This window comes from Tomitella cavernea, assembly GCF_016599145.1.
GTDB lineage: Bacteria > Actinomycetota > Actinomycetes > Mycobacteriales > Mycobacteriaceae > Tomitella > Tomitella cavernae.
On the sequence record NZ_JAENKO010000011.1, the window covers coordinates 1 to 25710 of the forward strand.

Here is a 25710-nt window from a genome sequence, read left to right on the forward strand (position 1 = left end):
CGGGCCCCGCCGGTCTGGACGTGGAGCTCGCCGCGGACGACACGGCCAGCGGCCGCACCGCCCGCCTGCGCGCCCTGGCGGCGCGGCCCGACGCGGGGGTGAAGCGGGACGCGCGCCGGCGGATCCTCGACGACGCGTCGCTCACCAACGACCAGGTCGACGCGCTCATCGCCGGATTCCGCGCGGGCCGGCGACGCGACCTGATCGCCGAGTACGACGACGCCTACTTCGCGGAGCTGACGAGGGTGTGGCGCGGGCGCAGCATCGAGATCGCGCGGCGCATCGTGCTGGGCCTGTTCCCGGCGGGCGAGTCGACGGACGCCGTCGACGGGTGGCTCGCCGCGCATCCCGACGCGCCCGGCGCCCTGCGCAGGCTCGTGATCGAGCAGGGCGACCACCTGGCGCGCGCGATCCGCGTGCGGGGGATCTGGGGGTAGCCGCCGGCCGGGTGGAGTTGTCGGACCCCGGTGATATCACTGTGCTGAATAAGGGGCGAGCGCAGGGATCGGAGGTCCGGCGATGAGTAGGCGCGGCTCGAGCGGTTCCGGCGGGGGCTGGATCCTCGTCTTCCTGGTGCTGGCCGTCATCAGCCTCATCATCAAGTACATCGTGGCCATTGCGATCGCGGTGGGCGTCATCGCGGTGTGCTGGTTCGCGATCTGGGTCATCGACCGGCAGGTGAAGGCGCGCCGCGTGCGGCAGGTTGGCGCACTGGCGGCGCAGAACGCGCTGGTGTCGCGCGCGATGCGCCAGCACGAGGCGGTGCTGCGCGGCGATCCGCACGGCATTTATGGCGCCTACCTGCCCGTGGTGTTCCCGGAGTTCGGCCCGGGGGCGATGAAAGTCGAGCGGCGCTTGGCACGCGGGTTTGCGGTGCACCCGCCGGTGGAGGGCCGTTCGGCGGATGGCAGGTCGGCGGATGGCAGGTCGGCGGGCTTCGCGCCTGCGCGGCCGTTGCGGCGGGCCGTCGAACCGAAAGGCCTGCCCGTTCAGCGTACTGCGCGACCTCCCGGCAGGCGGCCCGCGCCCGACCGCCGAGCTCAGTGACGCGAACTGCGATGGGGTTCGACGGGCTTGTCGGCGCCGGGGCCGCTGTCCGACTGGGGCGCGTCGGCATCGGGCGGCGAGTCCGTCCGGCCGTCGGCCGTGCCGGTCTCCGGCTGCGCGTCGTCGGTCGCAGCACCCGGCGCGCCTGACGCGTCGGGTGCGGGGTCGGCCGAGTCGGCCGCGGCGGGCGGCGGCGCGGTCGGGCGCTGCGCCTCGAACCGGCGCAGGATCGGGATCTCGCCGGTGATCGCCTGTGCGAACTCGGCCAGTCGGCGCCTCTTGGTGAACCTGGCCCGGAGGCTCCAGCCTCCGGATGGCGGCTCGAGTTCGCCCAGGTGGTCGGCTTCGGTGGAGCTGTACAGCGCCACCAGCACGGCGCCCACGACGGCGCCGATGAACCCGATGAAGGCGACGATCGCCATGCCGGGCTTCGCGTCGTCGTTGAGGAAGACGACGCCGATGATGCCGGGGGCGGCCGTCTCCCCGACGACAAGCACGGCGGTGACCCCGTTGACGTGGCCGACCTGCAGCGCCACCGTCTGCACATAGAAGCCCACGACGCCGGCCAGTGCGATGGTCCACGCGGCCGGATCCATGATGATGCGCAGCGGGTCGAATGGGTTCACGCCGTCGAGCACGCGCACGCCGACGGCGATGATGCCGAACATGACGCCCGCCAGCGCCCCGTCCAGGATGGCGCCGCGGCTGCCGAGCTTGTAGGCGGCCAGGCAGCCGATGACGCTGAGAATCGCCGTGGCGAGGAACAGGTACCAGTGGAAGCTGCGCTGCTCGCCGCCGCCCGCGTGGTGATCGGCCGACATGGCGAGCATGAGCAGCGAGGCGACGACGGTGATCATGGCGACCCAGTCGCGCGTGTGCAGCCTGTTCTCCAGCATCACCGCGCCGAGCAGGGCCGTGACGATGAGGTTGGCGGACACGATCGTCTGCGACAGGAACAGCGGGAGGAACCGGGCGGCGATCGCGCCCCCCGCGAAGCCGACCAGCAGGAAGATGGTGCCGAGCACGAACTCCCTGCTGCGGAACGTGTCCACGGTGGACGCCAGCGTGGGTCCGTCGTGCTCGGTGACGGTGCCCGGGGTCTTGGTCTTGCGCTCCTCGATCGCCGCGGACCGTGCCCCCAGCGCACGCAGCACCGTGGACACGCCGTATGCCACCGCCGCGCCGCTGGCGAAGAACACGCCGATCAGGAACAACAGGCAACCTCCGATCCCGTGTCATCCGCCGCGGCTCCCGGCGGGTCCCCCGGATCCGGTTCCCGCGCGGAGGCTGTTGCCGGCCGCTCTCCGTCATGCGTCAGTGTGGTCATGCGTCAGTGTGGTCGTGCGTGCAGTCGTGCTGTCGTGCGGGCTAGCCGGGTGTCTCCACCCACGTACCCTATGTGTCAACAGCCGGTGAGGTCCGTACATTCCGGACATGATGGTCACCCGGATCACGTCGTCCGGCCGGGCGGATCGGGGCCGTCCGCGCCTGCTGCACCCGTGCCCCGCCGGCCCTGCGCTACCGCGCGGCCCCGCCTGGGCCCCGTCGCGCAGACTTCCGGGCTGGGAGGGAATTGTACGGAACACGGCGATTCTCAGCCAGTTGACATATTCGGCAGTGGGACGGGGCCCCGACCGCGCCGGGGATCAGTGAAGCGCGCAATGCGCATGGAGTACCGGATTGCGCATGGAGTACCGGATAGCGTGGGCACAGGGCGGCTCCGCCGGCGAGATGGCGCGCTGTGGCAGAGTCGGAGCTCGAAGAGGACGATGACCGCAGTCGGCCTGTGGACGACAGTGGAAGTCCGCCGAATGCAGGGGACTGTCGGCGCCCCCGAGAGACCGGAGGTCTAATGTCCGCATCCGACCATGCCAGCGCCGCAGGATCCGCGGAGACGCCGAAGCGTGTGCTGGTCACCTTCGGCCGCTCGTTCCTATCGTTGTCCATCGCACGGCTCCTCGGCTCGGCGGGTCATACTGTGCATGTGGCGGACGCTGTGCCGTTCGCAGTGAGCCGCTTCTCCAACCGCGTCGCCAAGATGCACCGCACTCCGCGGCCAAAGTACGAGCCGCTCGAGTGGGCGTTCGCGATCGCGGGGATCGTGCGGGAGCAGAAGATCGACCTGCTCGTCACGGTGCACGAAGAGACGGACATCCTCGCCCAGGTGATCATGCGCTACCCCGACCTGTTCCCGGATTCGTGCCGTCTGCTGCTGTCGGACTTCGAGCTCGAGCACGCCATGCACAACAAGTACGAGTACCAGCAGCTGTTGGACTCGATCGGCGTGCCCACGCTGCGCTACGCGCTGGTGCGCAGCCAGGAGGACCTCGACGCGCTCGACTTCGACTTCACCTTCGCGCTCAAGCAGGTGTTCTCCCGCGGCGCGCAGGACATCCACAAGGTCCACCCGGACGCCAAGCCGCGCGATCTCAGCTTCAACCCGGCCAACCCGTGGATCGCGCAGGAGTGGCTCAGCGGCGACAAGTACTGCTCGTACTCGATCTGCCACAACGGCAAGGTGTACGCAGACGCGCTCTACCCGGTGCACTACGCGATCGACGGGCACTCGTGCCTGAGCTACGAGCAGGTGGAGCACGAGGGCATCGCCGAGTGGATCCGCCAGCGGGTCAAGGAGCTCAACTTCACCGGCCAGGTGGGATTCGACTTCATCGACAACCCCGAGCGCGGGCTGTTCACCATCGAATGCAACCCGCGCGCCACCAGCGGGGTGATGCTCTTCGAGCCGGAAGACCGCGTGGACCGCGCCTTCCTCGGGACGAACGACGAGGTCATCAGGCCACGGCAGGGGGTGGCGAAGATGATCGGACCGGGGATGGCCATGTACGGCTGGCGGAAGACGTCGCTCGAGGGGAACACGCTGCGCGGCTTCCTGCGCGACTTCCGGCGCACCGACGAGGTGATCGTCCAGCGCGACGACCTGGGCCCGGCGTTCGGCGTGCCGTTGGCGGTGGGCAACATCCTGGCCCAGGCTGTGCGCTACCGCGTCAATGTGCCCGAGGCGTTCATGTATGAGAACGAGTGGGACGGCCGGCCGCTGCCGACGTGACGGGGGCCCGCCTCAGCCCGCGTGGTACCCGTCGGCCCCGTCCCGGTGGGCGGTGCAGAACGCGGTGATCCGCTCGGCGCTGTCGCCCGGCCCGGTGAACAGGCCGCCGTGCCCGGCGCCGTCGATCTGCACGAATTTCGCGCCCGGGATGAGACTCGCCGTGGCCTGGCACTGCGCGGGCGGGAAGAACAGGTCGAACTCGAACGCCAACACCAGGGTGGGCACCGAGATGGCGGCGAGGTGCTCCGGCCTGGGCTCGTGGGAGGTGATCCACTGCTGCGATGCCGTCAACTGACCGCGGAAGCCTTCCGGATCCGCCCAGCCGCCGTCGCCGTGCGCCAGCACGTCGCGCCAGCCGCCGACGGCCGCCGGCTCCTGCAGCAGACTGGGGTGCAGCGTGGTCATGAGCTGCTCGAACACGAGCACCTCGCGCGGTACCTCCCCGTATTTGTCGATCAACCCCAGTTCCATCTCGCCGACGATCTCGCCGACGGGGGTGGGCTGGAGGCCGGCGAACAGCACGGCCGCCGAGAAGCGCCCGGGGTGCGAACGCAGCAGCATCTGCGTGGTGTAGCAGCCCATGGAGTAGCCGACGAGGATGGCGTGGTCGATGCCGTAGTGGTCGAGCACGGCTACCGCGTCCACCGCCATGTCGTCCATCGAATACGGCGCGGGCGGGGCCATCGACGGGGCCAGTCCACGGGCGTTGTAGCGGATGACCCGGAAACCGGCGTCGACCAATGCGGGTGCGAGGCCGCAGATCTCCCACACCATCGACGGCATGCCGAGCCCGCCGATGAGCAGAACCGTGGGACCCTCGCCGCGGCTCCACGAGCCCAGGGCGATGCCGTCGGGGGTGATCACGGTGTCATGCGGAGCGAGCGTGAGCGGGGAATCGTCGGCCATGCGGGTGTTCTCCTTGGGGCGCGTGGCCGAGCGCGGCGGGGCGGGCTGCGCTCGGTTGCTGCGGGCGTTCCTGCCGATTCTGCCACCGCCCGAACCTCGGGCGTCGGCCCCCGGCGGTCCGTCACGGTGATGTCCGGCACGGCGTGGCTCCACCTGGGCAGGACTGCCTAGACTGGGCCGCGTGGACGGACACGGCGGCGCCGGGGACGGCGGGTTCGGTATCGGGGAGGCCCCCGACCCGCGCACACTACTGGGACGCTGGGCCTTCTCGCGCACCATCGACGACCGCCTCGTCGGGGACACCAAGACCGTCGACGGAGCCATCACGCTCAGCGCCGACGGCGAGCGGGTGCGCTGGCACGAGGAAGGAACCCTGCACCTGGGCGCCCAGAACCTGCCGGTGACGCGCACGATGTTCGTCGAGCCCCGCGGCGACGGCTGGTTCGTCGTGTTCGAGGACGGGCACGACTTCCACCCGTGGGCCACTGGTACGCAGGTGCAGCACCTGTGCGGGGCGGACCTTTACAGCGGTCGAATCGCACTCGGCGAGGTGGGACCGGACGGGCAACAACACGACGGGCGGGCGCCGCGTCCCGAAAGCTGGACCGTGCGCTGGGACGTGGCCGGACCGTCGAAGGACTACACGATGACGACGAGGCTCACCCGCGGCCGCTGAGCGGCGCACTATCCGCGGGGGTCGGCCAGCGGAGCCTCCGCCGCCGCGTCCTCGATGATGACGACGTCGAGTTCGCGCGGCCCGTGCACGCCGTCGACCCGGCTCAGCTCGATGTCGACGGTGGCGGACGGTCCGGAGACGACGGTGAGCGGCCGGGCGGGGTCCATGCGCGCGACGGCGGCCGGGAAGTCGGCCACCACCTGCTCGGCGCGCAGGACGACGATCATCGCGTCGGGCAGCAGCGACAGCACCCGCCGGCCCTGGCCGGGGCCGCCGTCGAGCACCAGCGTGCCCGAGTCGGCGGCTGCGACCGTCGCGGCGGTGAGCACGGCGTCGGCCCCCTCGACCCGCCCGGTGGTCAGCGGCGGGTCGTCGGCAAGCCACTCGACGCCCGCCTCCGGCAGCCACCGCCGGTCGAGTCCGGGCGGCGTGATGATGCGGCGCAGCCCGCGTCGCCCGGCGATGTCGGCGACAGCGGCGGCCACCTCGGCACCGTGCACGCGGCGGACCGTCGCGTGCGTGCCCTCCATCCGCTCGGCGAACAGGGTGATGAGCTCCGGGGTCCCGACCTCGACCGCCGCCGGGGCGTAATCACGGGGGACGGGCGGGGCGTCGCGGTCCGGGCCCAGCGCCCGCCGGATGCGGTCGAGGATTACCCCCCTTCCATCGGGAGCCTGGCCGTCGGCGTTCATCGGCCGTCCCCGCTCCCGCGCGTGCCGCCGTCGGTGCGGGACCACCAGTTGCTGAAGCTCTCGGACGGCGGCACGGCCACGTCGCGGGAGCCGAACCAACCGGCGAGGCCGGGCACGGACGGGACGGTGGCATCGGGCCCGCCGCGGATCACCTTGTGCGCCAGGCCGGCCAGGCGCTCGCCGAGCCCCATCGCGGCGGGGCGGTCGAACATCGCCGACGCAGCCTTCATCGCCACCCGCTCCGGCGACGGCGGGAACGCCGGTTCGTCGTCGACCACCTTGGCCCGCAGGTGCGTGAGCAGGTGCGGGATGGGGATGCGCACGGGGCAGGCGTCGAAGCACGCCCCGCACAGCGACGACGCGTACGGCAGGTTGCGGTCCTGCTCGCTGTGCAGCCCGCGCAGCTGCGGGGTGAGCACCGCGCCGATGGGACCCGGATACACCGACCCGTAGGCGTGCCCGCCCGTCCGCGAATACACCGGGCACACGTTCAGGCAGGCGGCGCACCGGATGCAGCGCAGCGCTGAGCGCCCCTCGGGGTCTGTGAGGACGTCGGTGCGGCCCTCGTCGAGCAGCACGATGTGCACCTGCTCGGGGCCGTCGATGACGGACGCCCCGGATCCGCTGCCGGCGCGGTGCACCCCCGTCCACATCGAGGTGTAGGGATTCATCCGCTCGCCGGTGGCCGACCGGGCCAGCAGCTGCAGGAACACCTCGGTGTCGCGCCAGGTGGGGATGATCTTCTCGATCCCCACAACGCTGATGAGCGTCTTCGGCATGGTCACGCACATGCGCCCGTTGCCCTCGGATTCGACGAGCATGAGCGTGCCGGTCTCGGCGACGGCGAAGTTCGCGCCCGTCACGGCGAGGTCGGACCGCAGGAACTTCTCGCGCAGATGGGCGCGGGCGGCGGCGGTCAGCGATGCGGGGTCGTCGGTCATCCCGTCCGGGGCGGGCCTGCCGAACGCGCCCATGTTCTGCTCGAAGATCTGCCGGATCTCCGCGCGGTTGCGGTGGATGGCGGGCACGACGATGTGCGAGGGGACGTCGCCCGCGAGCTGCACGATCAGCGCCGCCAGGTCGGTCTCGAACGCGTCGATGCCGGCGGCGGCGAGGGCCCGGTCCAGGCCGATCTCCTCGGTGGCCATCGACTTGGCCTTGACCACCTCGTCGGCGCCCGCGTCGATGGCCAGGCCGGCCACGATACGGTTGGCGGTCTCCGCGTCCGGTGCCCAGTGCACGGTGGCCCCGGCGGCGCTGGCGGCCTCCTCGAACTGCAGCAGGTACTCGTCCAAATGGGCGAGCGTGCGGTTCTTGATCGCCTCGGCGGACAGGCGCAGCTGCTCCCAGTCGTCACGCTCGGCCACGAGCGCATCGCGTTTGGCCCGGATGGTGCGCGTGGCCTTGTGCAAGTTGTGGCGCTGCTGCGAGTTGCGCAGCTCGTGCGCGGCGGCCTCGGGGAAAGGCGGCATGCCCAGGTGCTCGCGCTGCGGCGGGACGACGGCGCCGGCGGCGGCGATGCGGTCAGCGGCGGGACGCTCTGCCGCGGCGTGCTCCCCGGCGGTGTGCCGGTCGGCGGCGGTCCCGGGGCTCACGGCGCGAACTCCCGCGTCGGCCGGTCCACCGCGCGCACCGGGCCGCCGGTCCCCAGCGGGTCCGCGCGGGTGGAGGCGAGGATCTCGGCGTAATGCAGCGGGCGGATGGGCGCGCGGCCGCGCGAAAGCATGCCGCCGATGTGCATGAGGCAGGAGTTGTCGGCCGCGGTGATCACCTCCGCGCCGGTCCGCATCGCGTTGGCCACCTTGTCCGAGCCCATCGCCGTGGACGTGTCGGCGTTCTTGATCGCGAACGTGCCGCCGAACCCGCAGCACTCGTCGGCCTCCGGCAGCTCCGCCAGCTCGATTCCCTCGACGTTGCGCAGCAGCTCCGTCGGTTTGTCGCCGATCCGCAGCATGCGCAGCGTGTGGCAGGTGGGATGGTAGGTGACGCGGTGCGGGAAGTACGAGCCCGTGTCCGTCACACCCAGCACGTCCACCAGCAGCTCGGACAGCTCGTAGAGCCGGGAGCCCACTGAATCGACACGGCGGTGCAGGCGCTGCGAGCCCGCCCGTTCCGCCAGCGTCGGGTAGTACTCCTTGACCATCGACGCGCACGAGCCCGACGCGGCGAGCACCACGTCGTAGTCGTCGAACACGTCGCAGAAATGCTCGGCCAGCGGGACGCAATCGTCCTGGTAGCCGGTGTTGAAGTGCATCTGCCCGCAGCACGTCTGACCGCGGGGGAAGACCACCTCGTGGCCCAGGCGGCGCAGCAGGCGCACCATCGCCTTGCCCGTCCGTGGGTACATCACGTCGTTGAAACAGGCGATGAACAGTGCGATCCGCATTCGCGCCTCCGTGTTGCGAGCGTGCCGCCCTCCAGCGTCGCAGAGCCGGGAGCAGTGTGCGGGCGGTTCGGGGACGCGGGTGCGGCGGCGTCCTGCCGGCGGGCCGCCGGTAGTCGGTGACGACTTCGTACCAGGGACGTCGTTCGAGTAGGTCATTGCGCTCTACACCTTTGACCGCCGACTCAAGCGGCTGGCTCTCGACGCGGTCAGGTTTCTTGAGGGGATGCTCCTATTGGTGTCAAGCGGCTATCGGTTACACCTCGCCAACCCAGAACGAGGAGCGCTACCGTCAGAAGGTCCCCTCGCGCCCGAGGCGGCCTAACCCAGGTCTCCGACCGGACCAGGACGGTTCACGTAGCTCTCATCCGGCGTACCACCGAGGGACGGGCCAGCTGGGGGCTGCTGATTCATCGACGGTCCACCGGGTGTGGGGAGTGGCCGCCTGTAGCAGGTACTGCAGTGCCTCTGTATCTCCGAGGTTGTGAACTTGCATGTCGTCAAGTTCGGCCACGACTGCACGCGTGGGTACAACGATGTTTACGGCGATGTCGTCACCTGGGCGTTCGAACACTGTCTTGGTTGCTGCTGCAACGATTTCAGTGTTGATGCTCAAGGTCTCGGCTGTATCGAGCTTGTACGGGCCCTTGTGTTGAAGCCCGGGCCGGAGCATGGCGAGGAGGCAGTGCGGTCCTACGGAGTACAGCACTACGGCGCTGCCCATCGCGCCGACCGAGGTCGATCGCGGTAGGGGTGACCCGGCCAGGAAGACAACCGGGTCGTCACCGGTAACGAGAGGCGATTCAGTCCGGTAGACAGCCCATTCGCGCTGGTAGAGTGCATCCGCAACGACGTTGCGGACATCACTAATCATGAGATCCAGGGCCTCGTGCTTCGGATCGTCCTGCCGCCGATTCATCGACTCCTCGATCTGTGCCGAGCTCCACTGCGGGTTCGCCTTTTTCAGGAACAAGCGCTTGGCGCGGTCGGGTCCTTTGACCAGGACAAGCGTCCGTTGTCGATTGCTCACTGTCCGGGTAACCTGTAGACCTAGGAAAATCGACAGATCTCGTTTCAGTGCGGTATCTGATACAACGCCAGCACCCCAAGCGGCGAGTGCGTCCAGGTGGTGGGCACATTCGGATTCGATTCTGCCCAAGTGGGTTTCGATCCATTTCAGCGGTAGATCCATGGTGCCGTCGACAGCAGGGAGACTGTAGAAGTTTTTCTGATGTGCGACCTCTTTCGGAGACTGCGGTTGGTGAGCCTGCTGTGCATCGACCTGCACCGGCTGCACCTTCCCGTCAACATTCCAGCGCTGTATATACATCCGCGGAACATGATGATGCTTCTTCCCAGGATCAGTGTGAGCGATGCGCTGGGACTCTTCGATAAAATCGTCCTCCAGCCAGGGGTGTTCGAACTTCATCGTCCCAATCAGTGCTATGAGGTCAGTAAGCATGTACGGCAGTCTAATCCAACGGTCCGACAACCCGACGGGACTACTGCACCGATAGGTGACACCCGATCTGGCTTGCCGTGGGTCAAGTCATTTTCAGCGGTGTATGAAGGCTTTGTTGGATTCCTCGTGGTTGGGTAGGAGTCCGAGTCGTTGTGGTCGGCGTCGCATCCGCCCACGCCGGAATGACCGCAGTGCTGCCGGCATCGCGCGCGGTTCAGTCGACCACTCGGCGGCGGGACACCGTAAAGGGTCGGTAGACTGGGCCCGCCTATGCTGGGGCGATCGTGAACAGTTCCGGCCCGCGGCGCCTCGGCCCCAGCGTCGCCGCGCTGTGCCTGGGTACGGTGCTCAACCCGCTCAACTCGTCGATGATCGCGGTGGCGCTCGTCGACTTCCAGCGGCACTTCGCCCTCGACATCGCCACTGTCACCTGGGTGATCACGTCGTTCTACCTGTGCTCGGCGGCGATGCAACCGGTGATGGGGCGCTTCGCCGACCGCTTCGGGGCCAAGCGCCTGTTCACCGTCGGCATGGTGCTGGTGGTGGTCACCTGCGCACTGGCGACGTTCGCGCCGAGCTTCGCGCTGGTGTGCGTGGCGCGGGTGTTCATGGCGCTCGGCACCGCGACCGCCTATCCCAGCGCCGTCGCCATGATCGGCACGCTCACTGCACGGGCACAGGTGAGTTCCACCCGCCCGCTGGGCATGATCCAGATGGCCAACACGGCGGGCGCGGCGGTGGGACCGGTGCTCGGCGGGGTGCTGGTGGGAGTTTTCGGCTGGCCCGCGCTGTTCTTCGTCAACGTGCCGCTGGGTCTGGCCGCGGCGGCCGGAGTGCTGTGGCTGACGCCCGCCGACCCGCCCCGGGAGCGCAAGCCGCTCCGGGCCATCGTCATCGAATCCGACGTCCCGGGCATCGCGCTGTTCACGGCCATGCTGGTGTGCGCGCTCATCGCGGTGCTCGGCGCGATACCCGGGGCCACCTGGTGGCTGGGGGCCGGTGCGCTGGTGTCGATGGCGGCGTTCGGGTGGCGCGAGCTGCGGTGCCCCACACCGTTCCTGGACCTGCGGATGCTCGGCCGCAACCGGCCCCTGATCCTCGTGTACGCGGCGTTCGCGGTGTTCAACGGGGTGTACTATTGCGCGTTCTACGGGCTGCCCGAACTTCTGCAGCAGTCCGGCGGCTACGACCCCGAGATCGTCGGCCTGCTCATGCTTCCGCTTGCGGCCGTGTCCGTGGCCGGAACTCCGCTGGCGGCGCGGGCCATCGACCGGTGGGGAGTGCGGACCGTGATGCTCGTCGGGTCGGCGGCGCTGGTGGTGGCGGCCGGGCTGCTGTGGCTGCTCACGCTGTCCATCGCGGCGGCCGTCGTCGCGGTGCTCCTAGCTCTCACCGGCATCCCGTACTGCATCGTCAGCATCGCCGCCAACCAGGGCATGTACGCCTCGGCGCGGCCGGAGGACAGCGGGGTGGCCGCCGGGATCCTGCAGACCTCGCGGTACCTGGGCGCGATCTCGGCGACAGCGGTGATCGGCGTGGCGTTCGAGTCCGGCGCCACGCAGGAGCACTGGGGCGTGATGGTGCCGGTGATGGTGGGGCTCGCGGTGGCCACCTTGGGGCTGGCGGCGGCGTGGCGGCCGCAATCGCGCATGCACCCGGCGGCGAAGGGGTAGACAGGGGTCGAGGCATCCACACGAGGAGGCTGACCATGAGCGAAACCACGGCACGCACGGCGGGGAACACCGGAGACAGCACGCCGACGGTCTCCGCGGAGGAGGCGCGCGAGGTTGCCGAGCAGGCCCGCGAGAGCGGCTGGGACAAGCCCTCGTTCGCCAAGGAGATGTTCCTCGGCCGGTTCCCGCTGGAGCTTGTGCATCCGTTCCCGCGCCCGCCCGCGGAGGACATCGCCCGCACCGACGAGTACCTGCGTACTTTGCGCGGGGTGTGCGAGAAGATGGACGGGCATCGCATCGAGGCCGACGCGCAGATCCCCGACGAGTACGTGCGGATGCTCGCGGACGCCGGCGCGTTCGGGCTCAAGATCGACCGCGCCTACGGCGGCATGGGACTGTCCCAGGTGGCCTACAACCGGGTGTTGAGCCTCGTGGCCTCCGTGCACCCGAGCATCGGCGCGCTGTTGTCCGCGCACCAGTCCATCGGCGTGCCCGAGCCGCTCAAGCTGGCCGGCAGCGACGCGCAGAAGGACGAGTACCTGCCCCGCTGCGCCCGCGGTGAGGTGTCGGCATTCCTGCTCACCGAGCCGGACGTGGGCTCCGACCCGGCGCGGCTGGCCTCCACGGCCACACCCGTCGAAGACGGCGCCGCCTACGAGCTCGACGGTGTGAAGCTGTGGACCACCAACGGGGTGATCGCCGACCTGCTCGTAGTGATGGCGCGGGTGCCGAAGTGGGATGACGCTTCCGGTGAGCACCACCGGGGCGGGGTGTCGGCGTTCGTCGTCGAGGCCGCGTCGGAGGGGATCACCGTCGAACGCCGCAACAGGTTCATGGGGCTGCGCGGCATCGAAAACGGCGTCACCCGGATGCACAAGGTGCGGGTGCCGCGCGAGAATCTCATCGGGCGCGAGGGCGACGGTCTCAAGATCGCGCTGACCACGCTCAACGCCGGGCGGTTGGCCATTCCCGCCATGGCGGCCGGCAGTGGCAAGTGGTGCCTGAAGATCGCGCGCGAATGGTCGCGCGAGCGCGTGCAATGGGGCAAGCCGGTGGGCGAGCACGAGGCCGTCGCGAAAATGCTCGCCCGCATCGCCGCCACCACCTACGCCCTCGAGGCGGTGGTGGAGTTGTCCGGCCAGATGGCCGACGAAGGGCGCAACGACATCCGCATCGAGGCGGCACTGGGCAAGCTCTGGTCCAGCGAGCAGGCCTGCGAGCTGGCGGATCTTCTCCTGCAGATCCGGGGCGGGCGCGGATACGAGACGGCGGCGTCGCTGCGCGACCGCGGCGAGCGCGCAGTGCCCGTCGAACAGCTCGTGCGTGACCTGCGCATCAACCGCATCTTCGAGGGCTCCAGCGAGATCATGCGACTGCTCATCGCCCGCGAGGCGGTGGACGCGCACCTGACGGCGGCGGGCGCGCTGGCCGATCCGAAATCCGACCTGCAGGAGAAGGCCAAGGCGGCGGCCGGGGCGAGCGAGTTCTACGCCCGGTGGCTTCCTACGCTGGTGGCCGGCCGCGGCGACGTGCCCGGCGGCTACTCCGATTTCGGCGACCTGGCCGGACACCTGCGCTTCATCGAACGCTCGGCGCGCAAGCTCGCCCGCAACACCTTCTACGGGATGGCCCGCTGGCAGGCGGGCATGGAGAGCAGGCAGGCGTTCCTGGGACGCGTCGTCGACATCGGCGCCGAGCTGTTCGCCATGTCCGCGGCGTGCGTGCGCGCCGAGGCGCAGCGCCAGGACGACCCGGTGCAGGGGGAGGGCGCCTACGAGCTGGCCGACGCGTTCTGCCACCAGTCCGCCGGGCGGGTCGAATCGCTCATGCACGCGCTGTGGCACAACACCGACGCATCGGACCAGGCGCTCGCGCACAAGGTCCTGGACGACCGCTACACCTGGCTCGAAGCCGGCATCCTCGACCAGAGCGAGGGCACCGGACCGTGGATCGCGCACTGGGAACCCGGGCCGTCGACGGAGTCCGACGTGGCGCGCAGGTCCGCCCGCGCCGAGTGACGGACGCGTGCCCGCGGTGCGTATCCTGAGACGCGTATGCGGACGGCCGTGAGCGCGCCGCGCGTACCCGGGGCGCACGTCGGCGCCTGCCGATCACAGTGCGGACGGAGGAAGCGGGATGAGTCGCGGAGACATCTGCATCGCGTTGGTGTGCCGTCGCCACATCGACCAGTGCCGCTCCGCCTCCGCCCTCTGTCCGGCCTGACCCCGACGCCCGCGCACCAGCCGCCGGCCTGACGGCCCGGCGCCCGAGGGCCGCCCGTCGCTCGCCCCGCCTCGTTCCTCGCGCATCGCGGGGTATTGCCCCCTGCGTACGCACCCTCTCTTTTCTCCGGGCCGTTTCGGGTCCGGCCCCGGAAGGATCGACACCCGTCATGACCGATCAGGACAGCCTGTCGGAACATCCCGGCCCGGTACCGCAGGATGCTCCGCCCGGGCACGTGCCCACGCTGCACCGCCGGATCAGCTTCTTCCAGCTGGTCGTCTACGGCCTGGTGTTCATCGGGCCCGCCGCGGCCGTGAGCATCTTCGGCCCGCTCGACGCGCAGAGCCACGGCGCGGTTCCGCTGGTGTACCTGGTGGCGACGGTGGCCATGGCGTTCACCGCCTACTCGTACGCGCTGATGTCCCGCCGGGTTCCGCGCGCGGGGTCCGTGTTCGCGTACGCGAGCGCCGGGATCGGGCCGCGCACCGGCTTCATGGGCGGCTGGATGGTGATGCTGGACTACCTGCTGATCCCGTCGGTGGCCTACCTGTTCACCGGCATCGCGATGCACTCGTTCCTGCCGGCGGTGCCCACGTGGGGCTGGACGGCGATGGCCGTGGTGCTCACGACCGGGCTCAACCTGGCCGGCGTGCGGATCGCCGCGCGCGTGGCCACTCTGGTCGTGGCCGCCGAGTGCGTCGTGCTGGCCATGGTGCTCGCCGGCGGCGTATGGGTCATCGCCCAGCACGGCACCGTCCGCGACCCGCTCTCGCCGCTCACCGGCGTGGGCGGGCTGTCGCTGACGGCGGTGCTGGGCGCGGTGTCGGTGGCGATGCTGTCCTACCTGGGGTTCGACGCCATCGCGACCTTCGCCGAGGAGACCATCGGCACGTCGCGGATGGTGGCCCGCGCACTGGTCATCTGCCTGGTGGCCGCCGGCTTGCTGTTCGCGGCACAGACGTACGTGGCCGCGCTGATCACCACCGAGACCCCGCAGTACCTCGCGGCGAACCCGGACCTGCAGGGCGACGCCTACTACCGGCTCGTCGGCGACAGGATGGCTGAGTGGCTGTCCACGGCCCTGGCGGTGTCGAAGGCGGCGGGCGCAGCGTTCTCCGCGATGGTCGGCCAGGCGGCGGCGTCGCGGATCCTCATGGACATGGGGCGCGCGAAGCGGCTGCCGGCGTTCCTGGCGAAGGTGGACGGGCGCACCGGGGTGCCGGCCGTGGGGGTGCTCATCGCGGCGGCGTTCAACGTGGTCATCGCGGTGTGGGCGGCGTCGGAGGACGACGGGCTCGACATCCTGGTCTCGGTGGTGAGCGTCGGCGCCCTGTGCGCCTTCCTGCTGCTGCACGCGTCGGTGATCGGCTTCTACTGGGTGCGGCGCCTCGGCGGCCCGCGCCGCGCTGCTTCACACCTGATCGCGCCGGTGGTGGGCGCTGCGGTCCTCGTGGTCGTGCTCGTGGAGGCCAACGGGGTCGCGCAGGTGGTGGGCGCGCTATGGCTGGTAGTCGGGCTGACGGTGGTGGCCGTGCAGCAGCGGCGGGGCGGGTACGTGGAAGTTGAGTGACCGGGTGGCGGGGTGACGCAGTCGCCGGGTTCCACTAACCGGGATCGGCGGACGGGGCATATGTCCAGGTGGATATGTTCTGCGTCACGTTTCCAACCGACGGAAGGCGAGCATTGCGTACTCGACACATCATCGCGGCCCTGGCCGCTTCTTCGGCGCTGGTGGCGGCCGCCGGCTGTTCGGCGTCGCCGGAGCAGGCGGCCGGGCCCTACGAGATCGACACCTCCTTGGCCGCGGACTCCGCCCCGGCCCCTATGCGGATCCTGCTCACCAACGATGACGGTTGGAACGCCGACGGGATCCAGGCCACCTATGCGGCGCTCAAGGATGCCGGATACGACGTGACCATGGTGGCCCCGCTGGAGAACCAGAGCGGCAAGAGCGCCGGGTTCGAGTTCACCGGCAGCATCGAGGTCACGCATCCGAGCGGCGACCCCGACGTGTACGCGGTGAGCGCGACGCCGGTGGGTGCGCTGATGTTCGGCCTCAACGAGGTGTTCCAGGGAAAACCGCCGGACCTCGTGGTCTCCGGCACCAACGTGGGCACCAATACCGGCGCGGACACCAATTACTCGGGCACGGTGGGTGCGGCGGTCGTCGCCGCCGGCGTGTACCGCATCCCGGCCATCGCCGTGAGCACCGCGACGAACCGGGACGGCACCGGCGCGTTCGAGGAGACGTCGGACCTGGTCACCGGCATTCTGGCCGACGGTATTCCGCAGTTCCCCGCGGGCACGGTGCTCAACATCAACTATCCGCTCCTGGCGGAGGGCGCCGCGCAGCCGAACGGCTACGTGTACGCGCCGATGTCGGACGTGTCCCAGGCGGAGATCGGCTACGAGAAGATCGGCGACACCACCTACAAGCTGCGGCCGGCGCGGTCCGACGCGGTGCCCGAGCCTGGTTCCGATCTGGCCGAGCTCAAGGCCGGCAACGTGACGTTCACCGTCCTGGAGGCCAACCGGACGGCGCCCGCCGCGGATGCCGCGGCCGTCAAGGAGCTTGTCGCGGGCCTGAACGGCGACACGTCGACACCGACAGGGCCCGCCGTGCCCGCCGGTAGCCTGGGGTCGGTCTTCGGTTCCTGACCCGCCGCCGAGTGGGTGGTTTTCCGGTGCTCCGACCGCCGTCGGTCACCGGAGAACCGCCCACTCGGTGCGGCATGTCATACCGCCCGGCCACAACGGCCCGCATTGACCGAACGCGTCTATACTCGCGCGGCAATCGCCCTTGCCGGGCTGTCGTTGAGGTGCGAGGGCAGGACTCGGCGACCGCGCGCGACGTGGTCGCGTCGGCGCTTCGGAGACTGGTCGGATGATCGGTGCGATACCGGCGGGCCGACGATTTCTGCACCGACCGGCACTCAGGGGAGGGAATCATGACGAACACTCCGGTGGCCGCATCCATGCCTGCGGCCCGTATCGAGGCGATGCTGGTGCTCCCGGACGGGGCGACGCCGACGGATCGCGGCTACCTGGACACGCTCGGTCCGGGCCCGGCCCCGCAGCGCCGGACGGTGGCCTCGGTCGCTATGAACAGCGGCTTCGTCTCGCGGATCTACGAGGGCCCGTGGCGTCAGGGGGCGCTTCCTCTGCTGGCCGCCGGCATGACGATGCGCAGCGAGATCGACAAGGCGGTGCGCGACCTGCGGGTGGGCGGGTCGCAGACGGTCCTGGACGTCGCCTGCGGGCCCGGCAACTTCAGCGGACGGTTCGCCGATCTGCTGGGCGACGATGGGCTCGTGGTGGGCATCGACATGTCGGCGGCGATGCTCGAGCAGGCGGTCGACCAGAATGCGGGCCCGCGTGTGGGCTACGTGCGCGGCGACGCGGCCCGGCTGCCGTTCGCGGACGCGGAATTCGACGCGGTGTGCTGCTACGCGGCGCTGTACCTGGTGGACGAGCCGGAGCGGGTGCTTGCGGAGATGGTGCGCGTGCTCGCACCGGGAGGGCGCTTGTGCGTGATGACTTCTTGCGCCCGGCTGCCGGGGGCGGTGCAGCGCGCCTGGGGCGGGCGTCGCGTGGGCGGGGTGCGGCTTTTCGGCCGTGATGAGATCACCGGTCTGCTGCGCGATGCCGGCTGCACGCGGATCACACTGCAGATGCGCGGATTCGCCCAGTTCGTGCAGGCTTACCGCGGCTGATCCCGGCCCGCCGCCGGCTTGGGGTCGGTCTTTGGTTCCTGACTCGACGCCGAGTGGGGTGTTCTTCGGTGCTCAAGTGCCGGTGGAGCACCGAAGACCACCCCACTCGGCGAGGGCCGCCGCCGCGACAACCCCACCGCCGCGACACCGCCCGCTACAGCAACCCCGCGTCGTGCATGGTGATGGCCACCTGCACCCGGTTGGTGGCCTCCAGCTTGGTGAAGCAGTGCGCGATGTGCGCCTTCACCGTGGCCAGGCTCATGTGCAGGTTCTCGGCGATCTCCGCGTTGGAGTGCCCGTGTCCCACGGCGACCGCGACGTCGCGTTCCCGGCCGGTCAGCGCGGCGGTCCGTTCACGGGCGGCCAGTGCGCGGCCGTCGGGTGCGGAGTCGGCGACCTGTCGGATCAGCCGCGCGGTGACGGCGGGCGAGAGCATCGGCTCGCCGGCGTGCACCTTGCGTACCGCGTCGACGATGGCGGGCGGCGCAGTGTCCTTGAGCAGGAACCCGTGCGCGCCGGCGCCGAGGGCCCGCACCACGTAGTCGTCGGCGTCGAAGGTGGTCAGCACGATCACCTTCGGCGGATGCGGCATCGACCCTATGCGCGCGGTGGCGGAGATGCCGTCGAGCACCGGCATGCGGATGTCCATGAGCACCAGGTCCACCGGCTCCGGGCCCGCCGCGGACTTCTCGATGATCCGGCAGGCGTGGGCGCCGTCGTCGGCCTCGCCCACCACGGCCAGGTCGTCCATGCCTCCCAGGATCATCGCCAGCCCGGCCCGCACCAGGGCGTCGTCGTCGGCGATGAGCACGCGGATTGTCATGACGGCCACGGTAGCCAGGCGTCCAGGACGAAGCGGCGTTCGGGGGTGACCGAGTGCGTCAGGCGTCCGCCGGCGAGCTCGACGCGCTCGGCGATGCCCACCAGGCCCAGCCCCGACTCGGGCGCCCGGTGCGGATCGGTGCCGACGCGCAGCGGGTTGTCCAGCCGTAGGGTGAGCCCCTCGCGCGGGGAGCCGGTGAGTACGACGGTGACGAGGGTGTCGCGGGCGTGCTTGCGGGCGTTGGTGATCCCCTCCTGGGCGATCCGGTAGAGCGTGCGTCCGGTCGCGATCGGGATGGCGCTGGGCCAGTGGGTGTCCTCGTAGTGGATGCGCAGCCCGGCGCCGCGTGCCTCCGCGATGAGCTCCGGCAGGTCGTCGGCGTCGGGCTGCGGCAGCTCGGGCAGCGCGTCGCCCGGGCCCTCCCGCAGCACGCCCAGCACCTCGCGCAGCTCGACGAGCGCCTGGTGCGAGGTGTCCTGGATGATGCCCGCCGCCTTGCGCACCTCGTGCGAGTCGAGGTCTTCCCGGTAGGCCAGCGCGCCCGCGTGCAGGGTGAGCAGGGAGATCCGGTGGGCCAGAACGTCGTGCATCTCGCGGGCGATCCGCGCCCGCTCGGCGATGCGGGCCTGGCGCACGCGCAGCGACTGCTCCGTCTCGGCGCGTTCGGCGCGCTCGCGGAGGGTGGCGAGCAGTTCGCGGCGCGAGCCGATGTACAGACCGAAGGCCACGGTGATGCCGACGAAGGCGACCGCCAGGGGGACGATGACGCGCCAGTCGTCCACCGAGGTGGGATCCGCGTATTCCACGATGGTCGCGGCGGCGAGCGACAGCGCGGCGACGGGCAGGATCTCGCGCCACCGGCGGCGGGTGGACAAGGATGCGAGCGTGAGCGTCGCCGCCCCGCCGGCGGACGCGGAGGCGGCGGAGAGCACGGCGGTCACCGCGGCGACGGTGACCGGAAACCGGCGGCGGGCGAAACTGAGGACGATCAACGCCAATCCCAGGCCCAGGTCGAGGAAGAACCACCACCGCGCGTGTTCCCACTGCCATCCGGCCATCCCCGACCAGGCGGCCGCGGCGATCGCCAACGCCAGCAGTGTCCGCCAGACGTGTCCCCACAGGGTGAGCGGCGGCTGGTAGTCGGCGGGGTCCACGAGGCAAGACTAGGCGGTGGCGCCCGGCGCGGGGGCGATCCGTCAGCCGGTCTTCGCCGCCAGCAGCGTGGTGAGCTGCGAATGAACGTGGTCGAGCGGGGCGGTGTCGTTGCGCAGGGCCAGCATGGTCGCGGCGGGTGCGGCGATGAGCACGGCCGCCGCGAACGGCAGCGAGCGGATGCCGAACTCCAGCGGCGAGTACTCCTGGATGCCCTGGAAGTACTGGGTGATCAGGAACAGGAACCCGAACATGGAGAAGTAGGCGACGGTGATCGACAGCGCGGGAAGGGAGAAGCGCCGGTTCCGGAACAGCGTGACGTCGAAGACCGGGTTCTCGGCCCGGATCTCGCGCCACACGAACGCCGTGAGCAGCGCCAGCGCGCCGGCGAAGGCGCACAGGGTGACCGGGGACAACCACCCGTTGCGGGGGCCCTCGATGATCGACCACACCAGGGTGACGATGCCCGCGAGCGACAGGACGAGTCCGAGCACGTCCACCTCGCGGCCGAGAAGCTCACGCGCTGCCGCCAACGGGTCCAGCAGGACACCTGCGGCCACCGTGGCCCGGCCGGTGAGCCGCTCTGCGGCGTCCGGCGAGTGCTGCTGACCAGGGCCACGCTGTTGACCGGCCGTCAAGACTCGAAGCCGCACGCCGTCTTCCACAACGACGCGCACGCCGCCGTCGAGGTCACCCACGCGGTCTACCTAGCGCTCATCGCTGCCTACGGCGAGCCGGACACGAAGACCGCGAAAAAGATGATGGACCAGGTGCTACGCGGCATTCGAACCGGCATGCCGAAAGGGCTCGGCGAACTGGCACAGCTGGGCCGGAATCTGTGGAAACGGCGCCGGGAGATCCTCGCCTACTTCGATACGAGCGCCTCCAAGGGGCCGTTCGAGGCCATCAACGGACACCTCGAGCACTTGCGCGGTACGGCACTGGGGTTCCAGAACCCGGGCCAGTACATCTTGCGGTCACTGCTGCACTCCGGCCAACTCGCCGAACGCATCAACGCACTCCAAAAGTTGAAGAGCCACATAAATGACTGTCCTGGCCGATTACGTGGTCGTCAGCCCGCATTCGGCGGCCAAGGTCTTCAGCCCGTTCGGGGTGAGCGCGGTCAGCGGGCCGTGCACACCGGAGGGGCGGTCGCCGCCGTCGGCGAAGTGGGCGGCGCCGCGGGCGAGCAGGTCGGCAGTCAGCGTGTAGGGGTCAGGGCCGTCAACGGCCGCCTCGGCCAGGACGGCGCCGCTGCGGTCCCTCGCGCGTGCCACCGCGGTGATACGGATAGGGATGCTGGGCACGCTGTTTCGGTAGGGCAGATGCGCGGCGAGCATCCCGGCGGCGCGCCGGGCGATCGGGTTCGTGGTGAGTGGCCCGGCGAGACGGGTCATACGGTGGATCGCCGGTGCGGCGGAGCCGAACCAGCCGAGGCCGACGTCGACGCTGCGCAGCGAAGGCAGGACTTCGGGCAGTCCGAAGTGCTCGGATCCGCCGACCGTGATCAGCGGCCGCTCCTTGCCGGCTGCGGAGAAGTGCAGCAGATGGTCGGCGGTCCGTTCGGTTTCCAGGCCGAATCGGTCGCACGCTGCCGCGCGGTAGGCATAGGACGGCGTACCGAGGACTTTGACCAGTGATGCGCGCGTGCCGGGGCTGGTGGCTGTCGACATCATCGCGGCTAGGTTCGGCTGGCTGCGTGCGCCGGTGACGGTGTCGTAGCTCCACATGAAGTAGCCGACCTCGATCGCGGACGTCCGCTCGCCGGCCTGAACGGCGGCGAGCCAGCCGGCGAGGTTGCCGGGGACGTAGTCGTAGCCGAAACCGGGCACGAGCAGCGCACCACTGGACTCAGCCGCCTCGCCGAGGTTGCGGAACATCCATTCGACGAAAGGCGGCTCCCCGGTCGAATCCAGGTATACCGCGCCCGCACGGGCCGCGCTGCGGGCGACCTCGCGGCCCAGGTCCACGAACGGTCCGACGGTGGTCACGAGGACGTCGCCCTCGCGCAGTATGCGGTCGAGCGCGCCGGGCACGCTGGTGTCGGCTTCGACGGTGTCGCACTCGAGGCCGGCGCAGCGGGCCTGTGCGCGCAAGCGATCGGCGCTGCGGCCGACGAGGATGATTTCGCCGGAGTCGGCCTGTTTGCCGGCGAGGTTCGCCAGTACGCGCGAGCCGGTGTATCCGGTCGCGCCGAGCAGGATGATCCGTGGCATGCAGTCCTCCGGGGGCAGTCGGGTTTCGATGGCAGAGCCGTGGTCCGGTCCCGGTCAGCCGGTCTGCGCGCGGAGCAGGGCCTTCATCTGCGAGTGGACCCGGTCGAGCGGGGCGGTGTCCCGGGCGGCGAGGCACAGCATCACCGCCCCTTCGATGGCGGCGATCGTCGTGGTCGCCAGGGACGATGCTTCGGATTCGTCGACGCCGTGTTCGATCAGGCGGGGCGTCAGAAGATCCTGCCAACGCCGGAAGACCTCGTCGGCCTGCTCGCGTGCGGTCGGCGCCTCCTGGCCTCCGTAGGCGGCGGCGGCGATCGGGCAGCCCGCGGAGAAGTCCGATCCGGTCAGCAGCTGTTTCCAGAACCCGATGAACGCGCTCAGCGACTCGTCCGGCGTCTGCGTGGTGACCAGTTCCTCGATGACCGAACCGATCGACGTTCCGGCCTCCGTTATGCACGCAGCGATGAGTTCGCTCTTCCCGCCGGGGAAGTGCAGATAAATCGACCGACGCGCCACGCCGCTGCGCTCGAGCAGATCGGCGACGGACGTGCCTGCCACGCCGTGGCGCTGGACGAGCTCGACGGCACTCCCGATCAATCTCTCGCGTACCGATTCCGTCATGGCCCTACTTGCTCCGGTGTCGTGGTGATGAGCGCTGAGCGTTGTTATATACCGATCATTCTACTACATTGATGGTACGTCAAGTAACGGTAAGCAGTGAGAGGTTGGTGCAGCGATGAATGCGGATGGGCACGACGGTTACGACGCAGTGGTGATCGGCTCCGGCCTCGGCGGGATGAGCGCGGCGGCCTACCTCGCCGCGACGGGCCGGCGGGTCGCTCTGCTGGAGCGGTACTCGGTCCTGGGCGGCTCCTCCCACGTCTTCCGCCGTCGCGGCCGCTGGGAGTTCGACTGCGGCGTGCACTACATCGGCGACTGCGGCCCCGGCGGCCAGGTGCCCACGCTGCTGCGGGGGCTCGGCCTGGACGAGCACGTCGAGTTCCTGCCGCTCGACCCGGACGGTTTCGACACGATCATCGGTCCTGACCTGGAGTTGCGCGCCCCGCACGGATGGGATGCGTACCTGGCGAACCTGTGCGCGGCCTTCCCTGGCGAGGAACGCGCGCTGCGCCGGTTCGTCGGGGTCATGCGCACCCTCGGCTCGGCCTTCGACGACCGGGCGACCGCATTGTCGAGCCGGAAGGAGATGGCCCGTGCGGCCCGCCGCGCCGGGCTGCCCGCAGCGTGGCTGATGGCGCCGTACGCGACGCTGCTGGCGGCGTGCGGGCTGACCCCGCGGACGATCCTCGCGCTGTCGGCGCAGTGCGGGGTGGTCGCATCGACCCCGTTCGGCGCCACGGTGGGAACCATGGTCGGCTTCCTGCAGGGGTACGTCGGCCGGGGCGCGTGGTATCCGCGCGGCGGCGGCCAGATGCTGTCCGCGGCCTTCGCCGAGGTGGTGCACGCGCATGGCGGAAGCATCCGGGTGGGCGCCGAAGTGGACCGCATCCTCATCGAGGGTTCGCGGGCCCGCGGGGTCCGGCTCACCGACGGAGAGGTGCTGCGAGCCGACACGGTCGTATCGGACGCCGACATCATCCGGACCTACCGGGACCTGGTGGGGCGCGAGCATCTGCCCCGCGCGACGCGACTGCGACTGGACACCTGGCGGATGTCGCGGCCGCTGATCAACGGCTGCTTCGGCGTCGAGATCGACATCCAGTCCACGCCGAACTGCAACTACTTCGCGATACCGACGTGGGACGACGCCCATTCGCTGCTGGGGCTCGGGCGGATGGCCCACGACCTGTTCTCGCGCCGCCGCGACGCGTCCGACAGGCGGTCGTGGGCGCAGGACTTCGCCACCCGTCAGCCCATGTTCGTGCAGTGCTCCACCCGCCGCGACCCGGACAACGCCCGCAGCGCGCCCGCCGGCCACGCGGCCATCGAAGTACAGACGATCGTGCCGGACTCGCCGCGGCTGTGGGGCGTAGAGGGGCACGACACCCGTGCCGGCGGATACCGCAGCGAGGCGGAGTACCAGGAGATGAAAGAGCTTGTCACCGAGGGCATGCTGGCGCGGCTCGACCAGGTTTACCCGGGATCATCGTCGCGGGTGAAGCTCGCAGAGCTGGGCACGCCCGCGAGCCAGACGCGGTTCACGGCCACCACAGGCGGCAGCGCGTTCGGGCTGGAGCCGAATCCATGGCAGTTCGGGCCGCTCCGGCCCGGGGTGCGCACGCCGATCGAGGGGCTGTTCACCGTCGGCACGAGCACCACGTGGGGCCCGGCCACGGAGGGTGCGATGGTCAGCGGCATGCAGGCTGCCGCCGCCATCACTGGCCGCGACCTGCTCTCCGAGATCCGCGGGGGTGCGGTGATCGCGGACCGCGCGGCGATCACCCCGTGGCCCGAGGACGTCGACCCGCTGGCCGTACAGCACGCGCTGACCACGGGGTGATCGGGGCGCAGGCCGGCAGAGGCCCCGCGGAGCGGGATCCGCTACACGGAATCCTCTGCACGTCGACGCCCTCCAGCATCATCGGGCGTCGGTCGCCCCCTCGGCGGTGAGTTCTTCGAGCAGCGCCATGTTCGCGCTCATCCCCGCCCGCCATGCCGCCATCCGCCGCGCCAGGATCGTGCCCTCGTCGTCGGGGTGCTGCGCGATGAGGTCGGACAGGGGCGAAGTTCCGCTGCCGATCTTGACCCATTGGCGTACCACCGTGCCGTCTCCGTCGGCGTCGACCTCGAAGCCCCACAGGGTGACCGGGGCCTCGGCAGGTCCGACCCGCCACACCCAGCGGCGGCCGTCCTCGACCTCGGAGACTTCGGGTTCCGTGTGCCACTCGCCGATCTGCGGATTCCTGTTGTAGCCGCGGAAACGGGCGCCGATTGCGACGCCGTCGGCCCCGTCCAGCCAGTGGGCCTTCTGGAGTTCCCCGTCCGCCCGCGTGGGAAGTTCGATGTCGGTGACCAATTCCCACGCCCGTTCGGTGCTGCAGGGAAGACGGATCGATACCTCGATGGTCGGGTTGTCGCGTAAACGCATGGTTGTCCCTTCCGTGACTATTCCGGAGAACGCGCCCGGGCCGCCGCGCCGATCGGCGGCGCGGCGGCCCCGGGGACTACGCCGCGCCGAAATGTGCGCGGGTGTTGCGGGCGAAGGAGCCGAGCAGCGCCTTGTTGATCGGCCCGCCCGCCCGCAGCGCGGGGCCGAGACCCCGCCGGGCGTCGAAGGCGAAGGTCCACGTGAACAGGCAGCCGCCTGGCGCGGGCGTCACCTGGTAGTCCTCGGCGAATGCCCGGAACAACGGCACCGTCGCCTGCTCGGCGTAGAAAGCCTGCCGGCGTGCCGCTTCGTCCCACACGAAGAAGTGCTCGCGCATGCGCAGCAGGCCGGGGCCGACCGTGACCCTGCGCGTGGTGCCGACCCCGTAGGGCGGCCCGCTGGTGTACTCGGCGTCGAGTTGCGAGACCCAGTGCAGCGGCCGGGGTGCGGTGAGCCCGGCCCAGACCTCCTCAGGTGCGGCGCGCAAGCGCATCGGGTACACGAAGCGGTGCGACGCGGTGCCGAAGAAGGACTCGTCGACGGGATCGAGGTCGAACCATTTGGACATGGGCATCTCCTGTCTGACAGGGCCGCGTGCCTCGCCCGCCCCGTGAAATCGGATTATCGC

Annotated in this window: 22 protein-coding genes and 2 pseudogenes; 11 read left to right on the plus strand and 13 right to left on the minus strand. The window is 70.3% G+C overall.

The genetic code is table 11. From position 1 onward, the window contains the following. Together JJ683_RS06180 and JJ683_RS06185 are read left to right on the plus strand one after the other, a co-directional pair. A partial coding sequence (locus JJ683_RS06180; RefSeq protein WP_200172258.1) for an ERAP1-like C-terminal domain-containing protein occupies positions 1 to 437 on the plus strand: 437 nt, incomplete at its 5' end. A gap of 136 nt (positions 438 to 573) precedes the next feature. Continuing rightward, the gene (locus JJ683_RS06185; RefSeq protein ID WP_200172260.1) at positions 574 to 1047 is read left to right on the plus strand and encodes a hypothetical protein; all 474 of its coding nucleotides are present in this window, start codon (positions 574 to 576) and stop codon (positions 1045 to 1047) included. On the opposite strand, the gene JJ683_RS06190 is transcribed toward JJ683_RS06185, so the two are convergent. Continuing rightward, positions 1041 to 2261, minus strand: coding sequence for a DMT family transporter (locus JJ683_RS06190; protein ID WP_200172262.1), 1221 nt, complete (start codon positions 2259 to 2261; stop codon positions 1041 to 1043). The genes JJ683_RS06185 and JJ683_RS06190 overlap by 7 nt on opposite strands. Positions 2262 to 2899: 638 nt before the next feature. Between JJ683_RS06190 and JJ683_RS06195 the strand changes: the two genes are divergently transcribed. Continuing rightward, a complete protein-coding gene (locus JJ683_RS06195; protein ID WP_200172264.1) occupies positions 2900 to 4114 on the plus strand; it encodes an ATP-grasp domain-containing protein in 1215 nt (404 codons plus the stop codon). A 12-nt stretch (positions 4115 to 4126) separates the two neighbouring features. Here the strand turns inward: JJ683_RS06195 and JJ683_RS06200 are convergent, their stop codons facing one another. Then, positions 4127 to 5020 (minus strand): alpha/beta fold hydrolase, encoded by an 894-nt coding sequence (locus JJ683_RS06200; RefSeq protein ID WP_200172265.1) that lies wholly within the window; start codon positions 5018 to 5020, stop codon positions 4127 to 4129. A 181-nt stretch (positions 5021 to 5201) separates the two neighbouring features. Between JJ683_RS06200 and JJ683_RS06205 the strand changes: the two genes are divergently transcribed. Then, positions 5202 to 5696, plus strand: coding sequence for a DUF6314 family protein (locus JJ683_RS06205; protein WP_307810726.1), 495 nt, complete (start codon positions 5202 to 5204; stop codon positions 5694 to 5696). An 8-nt stretch (positions 5697 to 5704) separates the two neighbouring features. Here JJ683_RS06205 and JJ683_RS06210 read toward each other — a convergent pair whose 3' ends face one another. From JJ683_RS06210 to JJ683_RS06225, 4 genes are all read right to left on the minus strand, one after another. Further along, the gene (locus JJ683_RS06210) at positions 5705 to 6388 is read right to left on the minus strand and encodes a LutC/YkgG family protein (protein WP_242474460.1); all 684 of its coding nucleotides are present in this window, start codon (positions 6386 to 6388) and stop codon (positions 5705 to 5707) included. Next, positions 6385 to 7860, minus strand: a complete 1476-nt coding sequence (locus tag JJ683_RS06215) for a lactate utilization protein B (protein WP_200172386.1) — start codon at positions 7858 to 7860, stop codon at positions 6385 to 6387. Before JJ683_RS06215 ends, JJ683_RS06210 begins: the two co-directional genes overlap by 4 nt. Before the next feature lie 119 nt (positions 7861 to 7979). After that, positions 7980 to 8774 carry a (Fe-S)-binding protein gene (locus JJ683_RS06220; protein ID WP_200172266.1) on the minus strand — a complete coding sequence of 265 codons (795 nt, stop codon included), beginning with the start codon at positions 8772 to 8774 and terminating at the stop codon, positions 7980 to 7982. 361 nt (positions 8775 to 9135) lie between these two features. Further along, complete coding sequence (locus JJ683_RS06225; RefSeq protein WP_200172267.1) at positions 9136 to 10233, minus strand: DUF4238 domain-containing protein; 1098 nt, start codon at positions 10231 to 10233, stop codon at positions 9136 to 9138. Between the two features lie 284 nt (positions 10234 to 10517). Here JJ683_RS06225 and JJ683_RS06230 point away from each other — a divergent pair, with 284 nt between their 5' ends. From JJ683_RS06230 to JJ683_RS06250, 5 genes are all read left to right on the plus strand, one after another. Further along, positions 10518 to 11906 carry an MFS transporter gene (locus JJ683_RS06230; RefSeq protein ID WP_307810727.1) on the plus strand — a complete coding sequence of 463 codons (1389 nt, stop codon included), beginning with the start codon at positions 10518 to 10520 and terminating at the stop codon, positions 11904 to 11906. A 35-nt stretch (positions 11907 to 11941) separates the two neighbouring features. After that, entirely contained in the window at positions 11942 to 13924 is a 1983-nt protein-coding gene (locus JJ683_RS06235; protein ID WP_200172268.1) for an acyl-CoA dehydrogenase family protein, read from the plus strand. A 374-nt stretch (positions 13925 to 14298) separates the two neighbouring features. Next, the gene (locus tag JJ683_RS06240) at positions 14299 to 15699 is read left to right on the plus strand and encodes an APC family permease (RefSeq protein WP_200172269.1); all 1401 of its coding nucleotides are present in this window, start codon (positions 14299 to 14301) and stop codon (positions 15697 to 15699) included. Between the two features lie 113 nt (positions 15700 to 15812). After that, the gene (surE, locus tag JJ683_RS06245; RefSeq protein ID WP_200172271.1) at positions 15813 to 16787 is read left to right on the plus strand and encodes a 5'/3'-nucleotidase SurE; all 975 of its coding nucleotides are present in this window, start codon (positions 15813 to 15815) and stop codon (positions 16785 to 16787) included. A gap of 290 nt (positions 16788 to 17077) precedes the next feature. Beyond that, complete coding sequence (locus JJ683_RS06250; RefSeq protein ID WP_200172273.1) at positions 17078 to 17842, plus strand: class I SAM-dependent methyltransferase; 765 nt, start codon at positions 17078 to 17080, stop codon at positions 17840 to 17842. 154 nt (positions 17843 to 17996) lie between these two features. On the opposite strand, the gene JJ683_RS06255 is transcribed toward JJ683_RS06250, so the two are convergent. From JJ683_RS06255 to JJ683_RS19805, 3 genes and pseudogenes are all read right to left on the minus strand, one after another. Then, positions 17997 to 18665 (minus strand): response regulator transcription factor, encoded by a 669-nt coding sequence (locus JJ683_RS06255; protein WP_200172275.1) that lies wholly within the window; start codon positions 18663 to 18665, stop codon positions 17997 to 17999. Beyond that, the gene (locus tag JJ683_RS06260; RefSeq protein WP_200172276.1) at positions 18662 to 19819 is read right to left on the minus strand and encodes a sensor histidine kinase; all 1158 of its coding nucleotides are present in this window, start codon (positions 19817 to 19819) and stop codon (positions 18662 to 18664) included. The genes JJ683_RS06255 and JJ683_RS06260 overlap by 4 nt, the downstream gene beginning before the upstream one ends. Positions 19820 to 19912: 93 nt before the next feature. After that, positions 19913 to 20224, minus strand: a pseudogene (locus JJ683_RS19805) (MFS transporter); the annotation flags it as partial. Positions 20225 to 20275: 51 nt separating this feature from the next. Here JJ683_RS19805 and JJ683_RS18965 point away from each other — a divergent pair. Further along, positions 20276 to 20839, plus strand: a pseudogene (locus JJ683_RS18965) (ISL3 family transposase); the annotation flags it as partial. 39 nt (positions 20840 to 20878) lie between these two features. Here the strand turns inward: JJ683_RS18965 and JJ683_RS06270 are convergent. Beyond that, complete coding sequence (locus JJ683_RS06270; RefSeq protein WP_200172280.1) at positions 20879 to 22033, minus strand: saccharopine dehydrogenase NADP-binding domain-containing protein; 1155 nt, start codon at positions 22031 to 22033, stop codon at positions 20879 to 20881. A 54-nt stretch (positions 22034 to 22087) separates the two neighbouring features. Further along, the gene (locus JJ683_RS06275; protein WP_200172282.1) at positions 22088 to 22654 is read right to left on the minus strand and encodes a TetR/AcrR family transcriptional regulator; all 567 of its coding nucleotides are present in this window, start codon (positions 22652 to 22654) and stop codon (positions 22088 to 22090) included. Between the two features lie 115 nt (positions 22655 to 22769). On the opposite strand from JJ683_RS06275, the gene JJ683_RS06280 reads away from it, so the two are divergent. Further along, positions 22770 to 24494 carry a phytoene desaturase family protein gene (locus JJ683_RS06280; RefSeq protein ID WP_200172283.1) on the plus strand — a complete coding sequence of 575 codons (1725 nt, stop codon included), beginning with the start codon at positions 22770 to 22772 and terminating at the stop codon, positions 24492 to 24494. A 78-nt stretch (positions 24495 to 24572) separates the two neighbouring features. Here JJ683_RS06280 and JJ683_RS06285 read toward each other — a convergent pair whose 3' ends face one another. Next, positions 24573 to 25082 (minus strand): SRPBCC family protein, encoded by a 510-nt coding sequence (locus JJ683_RS06285; protein ID WP_200172285.1) that lies wholly within the window; start codon positions 25080 to 25082, stop codon positions 24573 to 24575. A gap of 76 nt (positions 25083 to 25158) precedes the next feature. Further along, positions 25159 to 25650, minus strand: coding sequence for an SRPBCC family protein (locus JJ683_RS06290; protein ID WP_200172287.1), 492 nt, complete (start codon positions 25648 to 25650; stop codon positions 25159 to 25161). Positions 25651 to 25710: the final 60 nt, after the last annotated feature.